Below are 18,406 nucleotides of genomic sequence, written 5' to 3'. Positions count from 1 at the left end.
AGGAGCGTCTACCGGATGGATCAAAAGCTAAAAATAGGCATCACCTGTTATCCGTCCCTCGGCGGGTCTGGCGTTGTCGCAACGGAACTGGGCAAATTGCTTGCAGAACAGGGGCATCAGGTACATTTTATTGCCAACAGTATCCCGTTCAGACTGGGATCATTCCAGAAGAATATTTTTTATCACGAAGTTGAAGTCAATGATTATTATGTCTTTCGTTACCCCCCGTATGATCTGTCACTGGCAACGAAAATGGCTCAGGTGGCTAAGTCACAGCAGCTGGATTTGCTGCATGTTCACTATGCTGTGCCTCACGCAGTATGTGCTTTTCTTGCGAAACAGATGGTAGGTGATGGGCTGAAAGTAGTTACCACATTACATGGAACGGATATTACGGTTCTGGCTCAGGATGAATCTCTGAAGGATCTCATTCGCCTTGCCATTAATGAAAGTGACGCGGTCACGGCGGTATCCAAAGATTTGATTCGGGAAACGGTCGACTTGCTCGATATCCAACGTCCAATCGATCTAACCTATAATTTTATTGATAAACGAATATATTATCCGCGGGATGCGGCCAGTCTGCGAAGAGACTTCGCTGCGCCCGACGAAAAAATATTGATGCACATTTCCAACTTCCGACCGGTGAAGAGAACTCAGGATGTGGTAGAGGTCTTCCGTCAGGTACAGGAGCAGGTTCCAGCCAAACTTTTGTTTGTCGGTGAGGGGCCTGATTTGCCGAAGATGCAATGGAAAATTAATGATCTCGGCCTAAATGATAAGGTTCATTTCCTTGGCAAACAGGATGATATTGCTCAAGTCATCTCCATGGCTGACGTGTTGATGCTTCCATCGGAGAAGGAAAGTTTCGGACTTGTAGCGCTTGAAGCAATGGCTTGCGGCGTACCCACGATCGGTTCACAGGCTGGAGGAATTCCGGAACTGGTCTTACATGGCAAGACAGGTTACCTATCCGCAATCGGGGATACACAATCCATGGCTGAGAACACCATCCGTTTGTTAACAGACGATCGTTTGGCTGCCGAGTTTAGGGAAGCGTGTCTTCAACGCGCACATCACGATTTCTGCAATGATGCCATTCGGCATGAATATGAACAGATTTATTACCGGGTGCTGGGAAGGGAAGTTCCGAACTTGAAGCCGGTTTGCGGTTAATAAATGATTTGACGAGATGATCTGTGCATACCACAACAGGCAAGAGAAGAGGTGATATGTAGTGGTTCAATGGACACAGGTAGATCGTGAAATGGCAATTCAAAGTGAGAATGTACTCACAACATTAAACGAACATGGGCACAAGGCATATTGGGTAGGTGGTTGTGTACGTGACGAATTGCTGAAACGAGTTGTAGACGATATGGATATCACGACATCTGCTTCTCCCCAGCAAGTCATGGATTTGTTCGACGATTGTATTCCTACAGGTTTGCAACATGGGACAGTTACCGTACGCTCAGGCGCTTATTACTTTGAGGTGACCACGTTTCGAACAGAATCCGAATATCAAGATAACCGCAGACCTGCTGCGGTTCATTTTGTACAGGATATCAGGGAAGATTTACAGCGGCGTGACTTCACAATGAACGCTCTTGCGATGGACGTCACTGGTACAATTGTTGACCCGTTTGGTGGACAGGTTGATATCAAGGAAGAGCGAGTCAGATGTGTAGGTTTCGCGATGGAACGATTTGGCGAGGATGCACTGCGGATGCTGCGCTGTGTCCGATTTGCTTCGGTATTTGATTTCAAAATTGCCCATAACACGTGGAAGGGTCTTGTGAGACAGAAAGACCTGCTTCAACATATAGCGATGGAACGGGTACGCACCGAGATGGTGAAAATGATGTCAGGACCGCATCCTCTCAGAGGATTGGAGCTGTTATACAGAAGTGATGCGCTTGCACACATCAAAGCGCCAGTTAGCTTGGCTCGCTTTAACAAGATGTTGTTATCCGATCTGGAACAATTGTCAGGAGAGCATGTGTTGCTCCGCTGGTCTCTCATTTTGATTGCTGGAGGTTATAGCAAGGATGAAGCAGATGTATTATTACGTCAGTGGACATTTTCCAATGAACATCGCTCTCGTATAACAGGTGTTCTTCAGGTGGAGCAGTTGATTCAACCTTCCGTTCAGGAACCAAAAGATACGGTCAATCTCCGTTCCGACTGGATCGTTACTGTTCTGACTTGTGGTGTTCAGGCGGCGGATGATTGGCTTCGAATACAGTCTATACTGCCAGCAGGGTGGCGGAATCAGTCCGAACAGGCAGAAATGCAGACTGCTTTGGTTCAAGAACTTGCAGCCCAATGGAGTCAATCGATCCCTGTGCATGACTTGAAGGGGCTGGACATCACTGGCGAACAAGTGTTGCAAATGGTGCAACGCAAAGGAGGGCCTTGGCTGGGACAACTGATGAAACATTTGTTGCGAGAAACGGCGATTGGAACGATAGCGAATCAGCATGAAGCGCTAAGCGCAGAAGTGAAGCGGGTGGTTCAAGATGACCAAGCATGAAGATCTGTTACATATGTTATTGAATGCAGAAGGACGATTCGTATCGGGTGAAGAGATCAGTCGTCATCTGTCCATCAGTCGGACTGCTGTGTGGAAACATGTGAACAAGTTGCGAGACATGGGTTATGAGTTTGAAGCTGTATCCCGCAAAGGGTACCGTCTGGTGACGAAGCCGGATAGCATTGACGCTACTGCCCTCCAATTGGCACTCGATACAACCGTATTCGGCCGTAAGGCTGTTCTGCTGACCTCAACCTTGTCCACGCAAGGGGATGTTCTGAAGCTGGCTGAGCAGGGGCAGGGCGAAGGCGCTGTGGTTATTGCGGAAGAACAAACGGGAGGCAGAGGACGTTTCGGTCGAAAGTGGTTCTCTCCTCCCGCTAAAGGAATCTGGATGAGCGTCCTGTTGCGCCCTGATTTACCACTTCAGCACACACCTCAGCTAACGCTGTTAACAGGGGTGGCTGTATGTCGTGCGGTGCGAGCTTGCACAGGTGCTGATGCAGGCATTAAATGGCCAAACGATCTGTTGATTAATGGTCGCAAGGTATGTGGCATATTGCTTGAATCTACTGTGGAAGATCATGAAGTCAGATACTGTATTGCAGGTATAGGCGTTGACGTGAACTTTGATTTCGAGGATTATCCGGAAGATCTGACCACAATCGCTACATCACTCAAGATGGAGACGGGGCAACCCGTTGATCGGACCAAGCTTACGGCTGCCATTTTAACCGAGTTGGAACAGTTATATTTCTTGTATCAAAAAGAAGGATTTGGTGTGATCTCTGCTCTATGGGAGGCGCTGTCCGTATCAATGAATCGAGAGATTACAGTGACGAATCCTCATGGCGTCGTTGAAGGCAAGGCAATCGGTCTTGACCCTTCAGGAGCACTCCTTGTGGAGAAACATGATGGAGAACATACACTAGTCATCTCGGGTGAAGTTTCCTGGAAATCGTAAACAATTTGTCGAATTTTCACTGGTAAAATGAACATAAGACGTGAAGTTTGAGCAGAACTTTGGTATACTGTGTTCGTGAGGCGATATCGGCTAATGCAGACCGAATTGCACTCCCGTAACAGTAACCTTTGTTCTGCTTTGATGTGTTTTCGTAATAAGCAGATCGCAGTGCAAGAATGAAATACGTTTAAGTGAGTTGTTGGATTCTGCTCTGAGCCGAAGAGGACCGAGACAGAAGGGACGATCGCAAGTGACTCTTTTTTGACTTTTCGGGACTTTTTAGTGGAAAACTAAAAGGTTTTTTTGTTGCGTTTTATTTGAAAAGAAGAAAGGAGCCATGAGAGAAAATGGCAAACAAACAAGCGATGAATATTGTGAAAATGAAAAAATATAAGCAGGATGGCGTACCGCTTAGTATGATCACGGCTTATGATTATCCAACAGCGCTTCTCGCAGAGGAAGCGGGTATTGATCTGATCCTGGTTGGTGATTCACTTGGCAATGTAGTGCTGGGTTATAACTCTACGCTTCCGGTGACCATCGACGACATGGTGTACCATACACGTTCCGTAGTACGCGGGGCTGAGAAGACATTTGTTGTGGCTGATATGCCTTTTATGACTTATCATGGCAGCGTGGATGAGACGCTTAAGGGTGTACGTCGACTGATGCAAGAAGGGCATGCCCACGCGGTTAAAATGGAAGGCGGAGTCGAAATAGCGGACACCGTCAGAGCAGTTGTGCAAGCAGGTGTGCCTGTTCTTGGACATATTGGACTTACACCTCAATCGGTTAATCAGATCGGCGGTTACCGTATTCAGGGCAAGGATGCAGCGGATGCGAAACGTCTCATGGATGAAGCCAAAGCCCTGGAAGCTGCTGGTGCGTTCGGCATTGTGCTTGAACTGGTTACGGAAGAAGTTGCACGAGCAATCTCGGAGGAACTGTCCATCCCTACCATCGGGATTGGCGCAGGACGAGGCTGTGACGGTCAGGTACTGGTATTCCACGATGTGGTTCAATACGCCTCTCCGTATACGCCTAAACGTTTTGTCAAAACCTATGGAGATGTGGGTACACTAATCAGAAACAGCATCGAAGCTTACGTGAAAGAAGTTAAAGATCGTTCGTTCCCGGCGGAGGAACATGTATTCAATGCAGCGGATGGTGTTCTGGACCAGCTCTACGGACAACACAAGGAAAAGGTGGGGAGTAACTCATGAAAGTATTACGGACAATCGCAGAGTTAAGACATGAACTAAGCTTGAAGCGTCAAGCGATTCGGTCCAATGCGTCCGTTGTAGGTCTGGTACCGACAATGGGTTACCTTCATCAAGGGCATGCAAGCTTAATGCAGACAGCCAGACAACAGAGCGATATCGTGGTATTAAGCATATTTGTTAATCCAATTCAATTTGGACCTAATGAAGATTTTGACAGCTATCCCCGCGATGAGGCCAGGGATGTGGAAACAGCACGTTCGCAAGGAGTGGATATCGTATTTATTCCCTCAGTTGAAGAGATGTATCCACAAGCAACACAGACGACGGTCTCTGTCTCCAAACTGACAGCGCGCCTATGTGGCGCTTCCCGTCCAGGACATTTTGACGGAGTAACGACTGTAGTCTCCAAGCTCTTCAACATTGTACAACCACAGCGTGCATTCTTTGGTATGAAAGACGCTCAGCAGGTTGCGGTCATTCAACAGATGGTGAATGATTTGAATATGCCTGTGGAAATTGTACCCTGTCCGATTGTTCGGGAAGAGGATGGTCTTGCTCTCAGTTCGCGTAACGTCTATCTTAGCGCAGAACAGCGTACACAGGCTCTGGTTCTGTCCAAGGCATTGCGCGCAGCACAGGAAGCCGCAGATACAGGTACAGCTATAAAGGCCTCAGATATCCGTCGTATTCTGCGTGAGCAGATTGCAACCTCGTCGCTTGCAGTGATCGATTACGCTGAGATTCAGGCTTTTCCAAGTCTGGAGCCGCTGTCAGATCTGGAAGAAGTTCAAGGACGTGACGATCTGCTCATTGCACTTGCGGTGAAATTCGGAAAGACAAGATTGATTGACAATATAAGGTTGCAAAAATCGGAGGTACTGTCCCATGTTTAGAACACTCATGAAATCCAAAATTCACCGGGCTACGGTAACGGAAGCCAACTTGAACTATGTGGGTAGCATTACCATAGATGAAGACTTGATGGAAACATCCGACTTGATGGAAAACGAGAAAGTTCAAATTGTGAACAACAACAACGGTGCTCGTCTGGAAACTTATGTGATTCCAGGACCGCGCGGAAGCGGGGTCATATGTCTTAACGGCGCAGCTGCGCGATTGGTGCAGCCTGGAGACAACGTCATTATCATTTCTTATGCCATGATGTCGCAAGAAGATGCAAATACGCATAAACCAACCGTTGTATTTGTAGATGGACAGAATAAGCCTGTACAGACCATGAAGCACGAAGTCCACGCAACAATTATGTAATCGACTGGTAAGGAGAATGAAATCGGCCCTTGAAGCAAAAAATGAGTACAGGTCACTGCACTAATCCATTTTTTCAAGGGTGGGGATGCAACGATGTTCCAGCATGTTTTCGCAGAAATGAACGACATGTTAGATGAAATTATCAAGAGCTATCCTTCCGCTGAAGGCCTGAGCAAACAAGAATTGCTGCAAAAGTGGAATTTGCTTAAGCGGATGAGTGACGGAATGCTGGATGAATGGCTGATGTTTGAAGAAAAGATGAGTCAGGTGAGGGAGCGGGAGATGGATAAGCCTGCTTCCCTTGAACCGGAACAGGAAGCTGTTACCGCTCTGCCTGAACTCCATCTGGAATGTTTCAGTCGAGGTCAGGGCTATTTTAAATTACAGATGTATCCGCAGGCGATCATGCAGTTCTCCCGGGTTGTGACCGACCATCCGGAGAGTGCATTGACTCGTTTTTACCTGGCACTCGCATATCTGAATCTGGAACAAATGGCGGAAGCAGGGACACATTTGCAGCAGATCATGTACCTTAAGGGTTCACCTCGCTTGAAGGGGCTTGTATGTAATGCCCTGGGCTGTATTCAAGCAAAGCTTGCGAATCCGGAGGCTGCATGTTCACTCTTTGCACAGGCCCTTCAGTATGACCCGACATTGACCGAACCACTGTACAACATGGAAGCATGCAGGTTGAACAGGGGGAAATTGCAATATGCTAATCAGCTGACGACCCTTCATTAAGCGGGAATTCGGCGACAAAAAAACGGTGTTCCCTCCTTTGGCATAGCGGCGGGGGCACCGCTTTTTTGTCAGTTAATTTTCAAATCCCCTTTTTTTTGCTATGCTGTAACATAGACTGAATGGAAGGGATCGTACATTGCAATGAAATTTGCCGTATTGGATTTCGAAACAACCGGCACGCAGTCCGACGGTGAGATTATACAGGCCGGACTTGCCATCATAGATCATGACAACAGCATAACTCAAATATATAGTTCTTATGTGAACCCTGGTGTCCCGATTCCCCCGTTTATTTCGGGGTTAACGGGTATTACCGATGAAGATGTGGCGGACGCTCCTTCACTCGAAGAGATGATGATGGAGATGGTTCCGCTACTTAACGATGTGGTGCTTGTTGGACACAACGTTGCTTTTGATTTTCACTTTTTACAGAATGCTCTTGACCGTTGTGGTTATCTGCCCTTCACTGGCCGTATTCTGGATACCATTGATTTTCTGAAGATTACATTCCCATCACTGGGTTCGTATCAACTCGGTTATGTGTCATCTGAATTTGGATTTCAACATGATCGACCTCATCAGGCAGACAGTGATGCACTGGCGACAGCCTATGTATTGCTCAAGTGTCTGGATGAATTAAAGGAATTACCACTCATAACGATTCAGCGGCTCAGTGACCTGTTCGCACCAGAAGACAGTGACTTGGGTTGGTTCCTGGACGGGATGCGCAGTGAGAAGGAAGCGGAGCCGATTCAGGATCTGGACGGACACACCTATTATCGGCAGCTTGCTCTTAATGTAAGTGATTGGACTGATATTGGTGCACCACGTGACGAGCGGGAGGGTAATCCCCTCGATGGTGTAACTTTCGAACAGTTTATGGACCAGGTTCGGGAGAACCTGAAGGATACATTGGATCATTACGAAGAGCGTGAAGCGCAGACTCAGATGTTCAGCAGTGTAAGGCAAGCCCTGGATGAAGAGAAACATCTCTTGATCGAAGCTGGAACGGGGACAGGTAAATCTCTGGGATATCTGTTGCCTGCTATTTACGAAAGTGTAAAGCAAGAACAGAAAGTCATGGTCAGCACGCATACGATCAATCTGCAGGAGCAATTGAGAGAGCGGGACATTCCAATGCTGACCCAAGTGGTTCCGTTTCCTTTTAAGGCTGCTGTCTTCAAAGGACGTGGACACTACCTGTGCCTGCGCAAATTTGAACACAAAATCAATAAACGTGAATTCGCCACACCCAAAGAGGATTATTTCACAGCCGCTCAGATGATTGTGTGGCTTACACAGACCGAAACTGGAGATGACGAGGAACTTAACCTTAGCGGACGCGGAGGCGACTTCTGGGAGACGGTACAGAGCGAATCCGAGTCGTGTCTGGGAAGATCCTGTCCATGGTTCCGCAAATGTTTCTATCATCGCGCCAAACATGAGGCCGGGTTGTCTGATATCGTTATTACCAATCACTCCAAATTGTTTACGGATGTGAAGGCAGCTCATCAGCTTCTGCCAGCCTATGAGAGTCTTGTGATCGATGAGGCTCATCATCTCGAGGATGTAGCTGGTAAGCATCTTGGAATGCATATGAAATATTTCACGCTGGTTCATACGCTCACCCGTCTGTTTAAAGACAGTCGTAATGGACAACTGCCTATGCTTCGTTCGCAGTTATCCGGGCATGAGAATTCGGTGCAATGGGGCTCCATGGTGGATCAGATGTTCCCGCTGGCTGTTGAGGTCAAGGAACTGTGGGATCGTATGAGTGATGCCCTGTTCGGACTTTTGCCTGAACGAAGTGATGCTTCACCGGGCGAGACCGGGCAATTTTCCCTGCGACTGAAGGCATCTCAGAAACCTGCGAAATGGCAGGAGTTGCAGGAACTGGAGAACCAGATCTATGTAACTCTGGGTGATCTGGTTCGCAGAGGGGACAAATTGCTGCTTGAGGTGAAAGAGGATCAGGATGATTATCAATCGGATAGTCTGATCACGGACATTACAGGACTGCTGAAAGATCTGACCACATTGAAGGATAATCTACGTTTCTTCATGCGTATGGATGATGCCAAAACGGTGTACTGGATGGAAGCCAGCGGCCAGTTCCGCAGTAAATCGCTTCAATTGTATGCCGTACCTGTAGATGTCAGTGCACAACTTAAAGATCTATTTTTTGATAAAAAGAAAAGCGTTGTGCTTACATCAGCTACGCTCTCTGTAGATAAGTCATTCCAGTTCATGATTGAGCAGCTTGGCTTGCAAGAAGCCTCTGAGAATAATCGCCTCTTAACGTCGATGCTGCCATCACCGTTCAACTATCGCGATCAGGCACTTCTGGTGATTCCGCGTGATTTCCCAAGTGTGAAGGGCAGTGTGGGTGATGCGCACTTTGTCAATATGCTGGTGCAGTCACTCGCAGAGACCGCAATTGCCACGCGTGGACGCATGATGGTTCTGTTTACCTCATACAAGATGCTGCGACAGGTCTATGACCCGCTGAAGGAGGCACTGTCCGGTAACGACATCTCATTGTTGGGCCAAGGCGTAGACAGTGGTAGCCGCTCCAAGTTGACTCGCAGGTTCCAGGAGGCCAAAGCTACGGTACTTCTGGGCACAAGCAGCTTCTGGGAAGGTGTGGATATCCCGGGAGAAGCTCTAACCTGTCTCGCTATTGTGAGATTGCCTTTCCAGCCGCCGAATCATCCGTTGGTGGAAGCCAAGAGTGAGTTGCTTCAGGAACAGAAGAAGAATCCGTTCATGAAACTGTCCGTGCCGCAAGCGGTCATTCGTTTCAAGCAAGGATTTGGCAGATTGGTGCGTACAGCAAAGGACAGAGGCATTGTCATTGTTTATGATACTCGGGTGATTGAAGCGTACTATGGTAAATTCTTTTTATATTCATTACCTGGTCCAAAAATGGAGCATATGCTCACGGAGCAGATGGTTCCACGAATTACCGAGTGGTTAGAAGCACCTGCTAATGAACAGGAGTAGTGGTTATTTATTCGCTGTATCATTGCGTGACACTATCGATTGGCGTTAAACTTTATTAGATATTTCCGTATCCGATAAGCAATTGCACGTAAGAACTTATAACCTAAATTACAAAGAGCATTCTGTATGAAATATCACGTCTATCTCTGTGTTTATACAGAATGCTCAACTTTTCATCTATTATTTTATCGTAGGCTTGGTAAGGGGGAGCAAGAATGAAATCGGATAAAATTTCGGAAGCGGTGGTACGACGTCTGCCTGTATACTTGCGCTATTTGAGTGAGTTGCATCAGCGTGAGGTGGCTACTGTTTCTTCTCAAGAGCTTGGACAGCGGCTGGATCTGAATCCGGCCCAAATTCGAAAAGACCTGGCTTATTTCGGTGATTTTGGTCGTAAAGGGATCGGGTATGATGTTTCCTATTTGATCGAGAAAATTCGTCACATACTCAAAATTGATCAGCAAATCAATGTAGCTTTGGTAGGTGCGGGTAACCTCGGACAAGCCTTGTCCAACTACAACGCATATCTGAAAGATAACATGAAGATTGTTGCAGTATTCGATGCATATGGACCGAAGATTGGTAGTCAGATCAACAGTTTAAAAGTAAAACCAATGAATGAATTAACGGAAGCGGTTAAAGCAGATAACATCCGCATCGGAATTATTACCGTTCCGGATACGGAAGCTCAAAACGTAGCCGATCAGCTGATTGAATCCGGAATCGAAGCGATCCTTAATTTTGCACCAACCATTCTAAAAACACCGCCGCACATCCGCATTCATCATGCTGACTTTACAACGGATCTGCTAAGTTTGGCCTATTACTTGGAGACTGGAAAGGACGAAGAGCAAGATGACGACAAATAGATGGGTAATCCACAACGGCAAATTTGCCGTGAATGAAGGCACAACCTGGAACGTGGTTCAAGGATACATGGTTGTCGAGAATGACAAGATTGTGCATATTGGTGAGACATTGCCGGATGGAGACGAAAATTGTACCAAAGTGGATGGAAAAGGGTTGTTCTTCCTGCCGGGTCTGATCAATACGCATGGTCATGCAGCGATGTCATTGCTTAGAGGGCACGGAGATGATCTTGCGTTGCAAGTATGGTTGCAGGAAAAAATGTGGCCGATGGAAGCGAAAATGACTTCAGAAGACGTATACTGGGGAACTTCGCTATCCGTGCTTGAAATGTTGAAAGGCGGAACTACAGCGTTCCTGGATATGTATGATCACATGGATCAAGTTGCCAAAGTGGTGGAACAATCCGGCGTTAGAGCAGCACTGGCACGTGGAGTAATCGGACTCTGCTCGGAAGAGGAGCAATTGCGGAAGCTGGAGGAGTCGGCTGCGTTTGCACGCGAGTGGAATGGACAGGCAGATGGTCGCATTACAACCGTAATCTCGCCACATGCACCATATACATGCCCTCCAGACTACATAGAGAAGCTTGTACAGGTCGCCAACGACCTGAACCTTCCCCTGCATACCCATATGTCGGAAACGCTTCGTGAAGTCGAACAGAACGTCACAGACTACGGATTGCGTCCTGTCGCACATCTGGAGAAATTGGGCTTTTTCTCCCGTCCATCTCTGGTTGCACATGCGGTACATCTGAATGACGAAGAGATTGAGATTTTGGCCCGTCACGATGTGGCAGTATCCCATAACCCGGGAAGTAACCTGAAACTGGCCTCCGGTGTTGCACGGGTACCTGCGTTGCTGAAAGCAGGAGTTACCGTGTCACTCGGAACAGACGGACCGGCAAGCAACAACAACCTGGATATGTTCGAAGAAATGAGACTGGCTGCATTGATCCACAAAGGTGTGTCGGGTGACCCGACAGCTGTGCCAGCAGGCGAAGCATTACTACTCGGAACGTCATATGGTGCTAAATCCATCTTCTTGAACAATACCGGAGCACTCCGGGTTGGCATGAAGGCTGATTTTATCGCCCTGGATATTGAACAGGCACATTTCTACCCGCATACAGACCTGATCTCGCATACAATCTACTCGGCTTCTGCCAAAGATGTGGAGCACGTATGGGTCGATGGGAAACAAGTGGTGAAACATGGCGAATGTCTGACGCTGGATGAAGAGCGCATTTTGCGTGAGTCTCAATTGGCATTTGATGGTCTGCTTGCTCGATAATTGCAGGTCAGAGCATCTTAGGGAAAGGAAGTTCGGCTTTTGAAGAAAAAAAAGAAGTGGATATGGATTTCGCTGCTTGCACTGGTTCTGATTCTGTTTGGACTTCAGCGTTATTACGTGTATGTCACGCAGGACCAGCGCAAGGAAGAATCGCTCGCCATACAGGCAGCACAGGAACAACTGGGCATTACATCCTATGATGAATTGCGCAAGTATATCTGGGGTGATAAAGAAGGCTCTGACAACATCTACTGGACCTTGATCGGCAAAAACAAGGATAACCAGGATGTCATGGTGTGGGTAAAATTCGATGCCAACAATCAACCTGCTACGGGGGCAAACGCTATACACAGCGAGTTGCTGCAGAATGGCATGTCTGAGACGCAGATCCGCAATCGCTTCAGTTCTGAAGTTCCTGCCGGTGAGATTAAACGAATCATGCCTGGCGTTGTGAATGGAATATATGTGTGGCAAGTGTATTATAAAGACGGTACGCATAACCACTATCGGTTCTATCGTTTTAGCAATGGAGAACAGGTCGACTTGGTATACACACTCCCGAACAGCTAGAACAAATTGAGTAACTTCGCTGGAGAACTAAAAAAATAAAAGAACCGGCAGACGGATATCCGACTGAACCGGTTCTTTGTGTTGCCTGCAAAAAAGTTTTGATTTAAATAGTTAAAATTAATAATTTATTCATATTTTCGCCTTCGAAATTGTATATACGATGTGATATACTCAGATATGTACTCAAAGATACATTCAAAACAAATAATCCTGTTGATTTCTCGCAGGAGTCCATGTGCACATATTCGTAATACACCAAATAAGCCAGTAGGTTAGGCTAAAATCTGGGAGGGGTAGTTCATTTGAAGCTAAAAGTATTGCCTATTGCTTTAACTGCCGTCATTTCAGCCGTTGTGTTGTTCGGAGGTTGGTTTGTGTATCGTCAGGTGGCCTTACAGAATCCAATTGAAAAGATGGTCACCCAGTACGATGGAGTCAATGACGTTCAATTAACTATTAACCGCAATGATGTACAATTGAAACTGGATCTGCAACCGGATGTTGATTTGGGCAGACTGGTTCAATATATTCACAAAGAAGGACAGACCTTAATTGGAGCACGTTCACTCAAGTTGGATGTTGTGGATCATTCCAGTGAAGCACTGGAAAATTGGTGGGGTGATGCGATGTTTACCGTAGCTCAGGCGATGGAGAACAAGCAATACACCGAGATTACACCGACGTTGTCGAAGATGGCGACGAATGGAATTAAGGTTAATACAGCGATGGATGACAACAATGTATATGTCAGTCTCAGAGACGGAGATGCCAGCAAGTTTATTATTCTGCCGCGTGTGCCCGGTCAGATAGGAGTGTGGCCTAATGCCTAAGTGGACAAAAGAAGTTGCCATCGGATTTGTTCCAGTCTTGATTATTTTCCTTGCTTTTACTGGTGTTAATATTGTTCCCATTCTGATTGCAGCGGTATTTGTCGGAGCTTTGCTGTTCATGATGCAAATGCGTGGCGGGATTACAGTAGGCGCTGCACAGGAACGTAAACGGAAGAAAAAAGGACCTTCCAAACTTACTTTTGAGGAAATTGGTGGTCAGGACAGTGCCAAGCAGGAATTGCGTGAAGCGCTTGACTTTCTCATCAAACATGAAGAAATCCGAAAGTTCGGGATTCGCCCGTTAAAAGGGATTTTGCTGACAGGCCCTCCAGGGACAGGGAAAACGCTGATGGCCAAAGCTGCTGCCCATTACACCGATTCTGTATTCGTCGCCGCATCGGGCAGTGAGTTCGTGGAAATGTATGTTGGTGTGGGTGCCAGCAGAATTCGGGATTTGTTCAAGGAAGCAAGAACCCGTGCCACCAAGGAAAATAAAGAAAATGCCATTATATTTATCGATGAAATCGATGTCATCGGGGGGAAACGGGAAGGCGGTCAACAGCGCGAGTATGATCAGACGCTGAATCAGCTCTTGACGGAAATGGATGGAATCTATTCTTCCGATACGCCGAGAATACTGGTGATCGCTGCAACGAACCGCAAAGAAATGCTGGATAGCGCCCTGACGCGCCCGGGACGTTTTGACCGTCATATTCAAGTGGACTTGCCTGACAAGAAGGGCAGAAAACATATTCTCGAACTGCATGCCGTAAATAAACCATTGATGAAAGAAGTCAACTTGGAGAAGACAGCTGAAGAATCATATGGTTTCTCCGGTGCACAGCTCGAAAGTGTGATGAACGAAGCGGCAATATACGCCATGCGGGACGGGCTGTTGAACATTGAACAGCGGCATCTGTCCCTGGCTATTGACAAAGTCATGATGGGTGAGAAGACAGACCGTGAGTCCAGTGTGGAAGAGAAGAAAAGGGTCGCCATTCATGAATTGGGACATGCCATTATGGCTGAACTTGTTCGTCCAGGCAGTGTAAGCCAGGTAGCACTCAGTCCTCGTGGACAGGCTCTCGGTTATGTACGTCATAACCCGCAACAGGAACAATTCCTTTATACGAAGCGCTTTCTGGAAGAACAGATCATGATTGCACTCGGAGGGGCAGCTGCGGAGGAAATGTACTATGGTGGACGTTCGACAGGTTCACGCAATGACTTCGATCAGGCTACCAATGTGGTGCAAACGATGATGGCTTCCGGGTTGACTTCACTTGGGATTGTCAACATGGATATGGTCACGACTGAGGAGCTCATGCGCGAGAATAAACTGATTCTGCAAGAACTGATGGAACAGACGAAACGGTTGCTTGAGGAGCAGCGGACAATTTTCGACAATTCACTCGACATCTTGATTCGTGAAGAAGTATTGTCTGGCGAACAATTTCGTTGTCAATTTCGTGACAGTGCCCTTTTACCAGCATAATTTATTTATGCTGGTTATTTTTTTTTACATTTCACTCGTGCTAAGATATTATTATATGTTGGGTCGAAATTTGTAATTTTCGGCGAACAGGGTACAATAGAGAAATAGAGAACCGAAAGGATGGAGCAGAACCATGTTTTTCAAAAAAATAGGAGTTGTCGGCGGCGGTACGATGGGACAAGGTATTTCCCAGATGCTAGCAGCCAAAGGACTTGATGTGCTTCTCGTGGAGCATACAACACAAAAGCTGGATCATGCATATGACATGATCGAAACCAATCTGGATAAACAACTGGAGAAATGGGCGATTACGAAAGCAGAGAAGAAATTGATTCTTTCCCGTATTACCAAGGTAGCTCATTTGGCTGAACTTGGAACTTGCGATATGGTCATAGAGACGATTTCAGAGGATCTGGATGCGAAAAAAGCAGTATTCAGTCAACTGGACCAAGTTTGCCCAAGCAATGTTATTCTGGCAAGTAACACATCCACGCTGAGTTTGACCGAGCTTGCAAGCTCGACCAAATACCCAGAGCGTGTTATTGGTATGCACTTTATTCACCCGGTATCCCGGGTTGATCTTGTAGAGATTATTCGCGGACTGAAAACTTCGGATTCCACATTCGAAGAGACCAGACGTTTTGTAGAAGAAGTGGCGGACAAAAAAGGAGTCATGATCTATGAATCACCTGGATTCGTAACTTCCCGTCTGATCTGCCTACTGATTAACGAAGCATTGCATGTATTGCAAGAAGGTGTTGCATCTGCTGAAGATATCGATGATGCAATGCGTATCGGATACAATTTCCAACATGGACCACTCGAAATGGCTGACCGTTTCGGATTGGATTCTGTTGAAGCTGCACTCGAAAGAATGTTCCGTGAATTCGGAGAATTGAAATATCGTCCTTCCACGGTCCTGAAGAAAATGGTGCGTGCAGGACACCTGGGTGTCAAAACAGGCGAAGGATTCTTCAAGTACGACAAGGATGGTGACCGACTGTGAAAGTACTCGTAATTAATGCGGGGAGTTCCTCGCTCAAATATCAACTGTATAACATGACTGATGAATCTGTCCTGGCTAAAGGTCTGGTAGAGCGGATCGGAATGGATTCCTCCATTCTCACGCACAAACCGACAGGTCGTGAGGATGTTACAGAAGTTAGTGAAATTTTGGAACACACAACAGCAATCCGTAAAGTCATTGATATTTTGACGGACAAAGAAAATGGCGTACTGGATTCTGTAAGTGAAATTCAAGCTGTTGGACACCGCGTTGTTCACGGTGGTGAAGCATTTAAAGAATCTGCACTGGTCGATGACGCATCCAAAGCTGAAATTCGTCGTCTGTTCGACTTGGCTCCACTTCATAACCCTGCAGCAATGATGGGTATTCGTGCGGCTGAAGCCAATATGCCGGGCGTGCCACAGGTTATGGTCTTTGATACAGCGTTCCATCAAACCATGCCGGAAAAAGCATATCTGTATGCCATTCCGCGTGTACTTTACAAAAAATATAAAGTACGTCGCTACGGTGCACATGGTACTTCCCATGATTTCGTAAGCAAGGCTGCTGCTGAGTATCTGGATCGTCCGGTGGAAGATCTGAAAATTATCACATGCCACGTGGGTAACGGCGGTAGTGTAACAGCAGTTAAAGGTGGCGTATCCGTGGATACTTCCATGGGAATGACTCCACTTGAAGGTCTGATGATGGGAACTCGTTCTGGTGACCTTGACCCAGCTATCGTACCTTACGTCATGAACAAGGAAGAACTGAGCGTAAGCGAAGTGAACTCCATGTTGAACAAACACAGTGGACTGCTTGCAATCTCCGGAATCAGCAGTGACATGCGTGAGATTACGGAAGGTATGGAGAATGGTGATGCCAACTCCACACTTGCTTTTGAGATGTACGAATACCGTCTGCGTAAATACATCGGTTCATATGCAGCTGCAATGAACGGTGTAGACGTGATTGTCTTTACGGCTGGTGTAGGTGAGAACTCCGTTGTTCTTCGCCAAAAAGTATGTGAGCAACTCACATATCTGGGTGTTGAACTGGATGAAGCGCTGAATGCCATTCGTTCTGGTGAACCACGCCGGATCACAACAGCGAACTCGAAAGTGGAAGTTCTCGTTGTGCCAACTAACGAAGAATTGGTCATTGCACGCGATACACACCGAATCGTATTGAATTCTCAGTAATCTAACTGTAAAGTAAATATAGAATGACAAGGAAGTGCAGAGGACAGGCATAAGCCTGCCCGCTGCATTTTCAAATTCAGGAACCAAGGGGAGATATGGGCATGAATACGAATTGTGTAATTCGTAATGTGAACGAGCATGTGGGCGAAACCGTAACAATCGGTGCCTGGATTAACAACAAACGTTCCAGCGGTAAAATTCAGTTTTTGCAGCTGCGTGATGGAACCGGATATATCCAAGGGGTTGTTGTAAAAAGTGAAGTTAGTGAAGAGATCTGGAACAATGCCAAGAGCCTGACGCAAGAAAGCTCCTTGTATGTTACGGGTATCATTCGTGAAGAACCTCGCAGTGCATCCGGTTACGAGATGACTGTTACAGGGGTTGAGATCATTCACCTGACTGAAAACTATCCTATTACACCTAAAGAGCACGGTGTTGATTTCTTGATGGACCACCGTCATTTGTGGCTTCGTTCCACGAAGCAACGTGCGGTAATGGTGATTCGTGCCGAGATTATTCGCGCTGTTCAGCAGTTCTTTGATGGTAACGGATTCACACAAGTTGATCCTCCGATTCTGACACCATCGTCTGCGGAAGGAACGACGAACCTGTTCCACATCAAATATTTTGATGAAGATGCTTATCTGACGCAAAGTGGTCAATTGTACATGGAAGCAGCAGCCATGGCGCTGGGCAAAGTTTATTCCTTTGGTCCAACATTCCGTGCAGAGAAGTCCAAAACACGTCGCCACTTGATTGAGTTCTGGATGATTGAGCCGGAAATGGCATTTGTAGATCACGAGGAAAGTCTGCGTGTGCAAGAGAAGTTTATCGCTCATGTCGTTCAATCCGTGCTGAAAAACTGCCGTGCAGAACTGGAATCCATCGGTCGTGATGTATCCAAACTCGAAGGCATTGTAGCGCCATTCCCGCGAATTACGTATGATGAAGCGATTGAATTCCTGCATGGACAAGGCTTTGATATTCCTTGGGGAGAAGACTTTGGTGCACCGCACGAAACAGCGATTGCTGAGAAGTACAATACGCCAGTCTTTATCACACATTACCCTGCAGGAATTAAAGCTTTCTATATGAAACCAGATCCGAATCGTCCAGAAGTTGTTCTCTGTGCCGATATGATTGCACCAGAAGGCTACGGAGAGATTATTGGCGGTTCGCAGCGTATTGATGATCCGGAATTGATGCAACAACGTTTTGAGGAGCACAATCTCTCGGATGAAGCTTACCAATGGTATCTGGATTTGCGTAAATACGGATCGGTTCCTCACTCCGGTTTCGGTCTGGGATTGGAGCGGACGGTAGCATGGATCTGTGGATTGGATCATGTGCGTGAAACAATCGCATTCCCACGTATGCTCTATCGTCTGTACCCTTAATGCTTAACCG

Annotated in this window: 16 protein-coding genes; all 16 read left to right on the top strand. The window is 46.8% G+C overall.

Annotated elements, in window-relative coordinates; genetic code table 11:
* Positions 1-15 precede the first annotated feature (15 nt).
* The 16 genes from bshA to asnS all read left to right on the top strand — a co-directional run bounded on the left by bshA (position 16) and on the right by asnS (position 18,396).
* Positions 16-1,176, top strand: coding sequence for an N-acetyl-alpha-D-glucosaminyl L-malate synthase BshA (bshA, locus tag ACTHPG_RS13215; protein ID WP_440389857.1), 1,161 nt, complete (start codon positions 16-18; stop codon positions 1,174-1,176).
* 61 nt (positions 1,177-1,237) lie between these two features.
* Positions 1,238-2,536: a CCA tRNA nucleotidyltransferase gene (locus tag ACTHPG_RS13210; RefSeq protein ID WP_440389856.1), complete on the top strand. Its 1,299-nt coding sequence runs from the start codon at positions 1,238-1,240 to the stop codon at positions 2,534-2,536.
* Positions 2,523-3,500: a biotin--[acetyl-CoA-carboxylase] ligase gene (locus ACTHPG_RS13205; RefSeq protein ID WP_440389854.1), complete on the top strand. Its 978-nt coding sequence runs from the start codon at positions 2,523-2,525 to the stop codon at positions 3,498-3,500. Before ACTHPG_RS13210 ends, ACTHPG_RS13205 begins: the two co-directional genes overlap by 14 nt.
* Before the next feature lie 347 nt (positions 3,501-3,847).
* Positions 3,848-4,723 (top strand): 3-methyl-2-oxobutanoate hydroxymethyltransferase, encoded by an 876-nt coding sequence (panB, locus tag ACTHPG_RS13200; RefSeq protein ID WP_440389853.1) that lies wholly within the window; start codon positions 3,848-3,850, stop codon positions 4,721-4,723.
* Entirely contained in the window at positions 4,720-5,616 is an 897-nt protein-coding gene (panC, locus tag ACTHPG_RS13195) for a pantoate--beta-alanine ligase (protein ID WP_440389852.1), read from the top strand. Before panB ends, panC begins: the two co-directional genes overlap by 4 nt.
* Positions 5,609-5,992 carry an aspartate 1-decarboxylase gene (gene panD / locus ACTHPG_RS13190; protein WP_440389850.1) on the top strand — a complete coding sequence of 128 codons (384 nt, stop codon included), beginning with the start codon at positions 5,609-5,611 and terminating at the stop codon, positions 5,990-5,992. Before panC ends, panD begins: the two co-directional genes overlap by 8 nt.
* A gap of 93 nt (positions 5,993-6,085) precedes the next feature.
* On the top strand, positions 6,086-6,733 hold the full coding sequence (locus ACTHPG_RS13185; protein ID WP_440389849.1) for a tetratricopeptide repeat protein: 648 nt from the start codon (positions 6,086-6,088) through the stop codon (positions 6,731-6,733).
* 141 nt (positions 6,734-6,874) lie between these two features.
* Positions 6,875-9,736, top strand: coding sequence for an ATP-dependent DNA helicase DinG (dinG, locus tag ACTHPG_RS13180; RefSeq protein ID WP_440389847.1), 2,862 nt, complete (start codon positions 6,875-6,877; stop codon positions 9,734-9,736).
* A 215-nt stretch (positions 9,737-9,951) separates the two neighbouring features.
* Positions 9,952-10,605, top strand: a complete 654-nt coding sequence (locus tag ACTHPG_RS13175) for a redox-sensing transcriptional repressor Rex (RefSeq protein WP_440389846.1) — start codon at positions 9,952-9,954, stop codon at positions 10,603-10,605.
* The gene (locus ACTHPG_RS13170) at positions 10,592-11,896 is read left to right on the top strand and encodes an amidohydrolase (protein WP_440389845.1); all 1,305 of its coding nucleotides are present in this window, start codon (positions 10,592-10,594) and stop codon (positions 11,894-11,896) included. Before ACTHPG_RS13175 ends, ACTHPG_RS13170 begins: the two co-directional genes overlap by 14 nt.
* Positions 11,897-11,935: 39 nt before the next feature.
* Positions 11,936-12,466, top strand: a complete 531-nt coding sequence (locus ACTHPG_RS13165) for a DUF5590 domain-containing protein (RefSeq protein ID WP_440389843.1) — start codon at positions 11,936-11,938, stop codon at positions 12,464-12,466.
* 302 nt (positions 12,467-12,768) lie between these two features.
* Positions 12,769-13,296, top strand: coding sequence for a hypothetical protein (locus tag ACTHPG_RS13160; protein WP_440389841.1), 528 nt, complete (start codon positions 12,769-12,771; stop codon positions 13,294-13,296).
* Positions 13,289-14,791 (top strand): AAA family ATPase, encoded by a 1,503-nt coding sequence (locus ACTHPG_RS13155; RefSeq protein WP_440389840.1) that lies wholly within the window; start codon positions 13,289-13,291, stop codon positions 14,789-14,791. Before ACTHPG_RS13160 ends, ACTHPG_RS13155 begins: the two co-directional genes overlap by 8 nt.
* A gap of 133 nt (positions 14,792-14,924) precedes the next feature.
* The gene (locus ACTHPG_RS13150; RefSeq protein ID WP_253438508.1) at positions 14,925-15,797 is read left to right on the top strand and encodes a 3-hydroxyacyl-CoA dehydrogenase family protein; all 873 of its coding nucleotides are present in this window, start codon (positions 14,925-14,927) and stop codon (positions 15,795-15,797) included.
* The gene (locus tag ACTHPG_RS13145) at positions 15,794-16,999 is read left to right on the top strand and encodes an acetate kinase (protein WP_278294430.1); all 1,206 of its coding nucleotides are present in this window, start codon (positions 15,794-15,796) and stop codon (positions 16,997-16,999) included. Before ACTHPG_RS13150 ends, ACTHPG_RS13145 begins: the two co-directional genes overlap by 4 nt.
* 101 nt (positions 17,000-17,100) lie before the next feature.
* A complete protein-coding gene (gene asnS / locus ACTHPG_RS13140; protein WP_062835156.1) occupies positions 17,101-18,396 on the top strand; it encodes an asparagine--tRNA ligase in 1,296 nt (431 codons plus the stop codon).
* Positions 18,397-18,406: the final 10 nt, after the last annotated feature.

Origin of the sequence: Paenibacillus sp. SAF-068 (genome assembly GCF_051967555.1) — a bacterium.
GTDB lineage: Bacteria > Bacillota > Bacilli > Paenibacillales > Paenibacillaceae > Paenibacillus.
The sequence above is the reverse complement of the archived record's forward strand: the minus strand, read 5'-3'. Positions and strand labels throughout refer to the sequence as shown.

Coding starts and splice junctions, on each gene's coding strand:
- bshA (WP_440389857.1), top strand. CDS start 16: ATGGATCAAAAGCTAAAAATAGGCATCACCTGTTATCCGTCCCTCGGC.
- ACTHPG_RS13205 (WP_440389854.1), top strand. CDS start 2,523: ATGACCAAGCATGAAGATCTGTTACATATGTTATTGAATGCAGAAGGA.
- panB (WP_440389853.1), top strand. CDS start 3,848: ATGGCAAACAAACAAGCGATGAATATTGTGAAAATGAAAAAATATAAG.
- panC (WP_440389852.1), top strand. CDS start 4,720: ATGAAAGTATTACGGACAATCGCAGAGTTAAGACATGAACTAAGCTTG.
- panD (WP_440389850.1), top strand. CDS start 5,609: ATGTTTAGAACACTCATGAAATCCAAAATTCACCGGGCTACGGTAACG.
- ACTHPG_RS13185 (WP_440389849.1), top strand. CDS start 6,086: ATGTTCCAGCATGTTTTCGCAGAAATGAACGACATGTTAGATGAAATT.
- dinG (WP_440389847.1), top strand. CDS start 6,875: ATGAAATTTGCCGTATTGGATTTCGAAACAACCGGCACGCAGTCCGAC.
- ACTHPG_RS13175 (WP_440389846.1), top strand. CDS start 9,952: ATGAAATCGGATAAAATTTCGGAAGCGGTGGTACGACGTCTGCCTGTA.
- ACTHPG_RS13170 (WP_440389845.1), top strand. CDS start 10,592: ATGACGACAAATAGATGGGTAATCCACAACGGCAAATTTGCCGTGAAT.
- ACTHPG_RS13155 (WP_440389840.1), top strand. CDS start 13,289: ATGCCTAAGTGGACAAAAGAAGTTGCCATCGGATTTGTTCCAGTCTTG.
- ACTHPG_RS13150 (WP_253438508.1), top strand. CDS start 14,925: ATGTTTTTCAAAAAAATAGGAGTTGTCGGCGGCGGTACGATGGGACAA.
- asnS (WP_062835156.1), top strand. CDS start 17,101: ATGAATACGAATTGTGTAATTCGTAATGTGAACGAGCATGTGGGCGAA.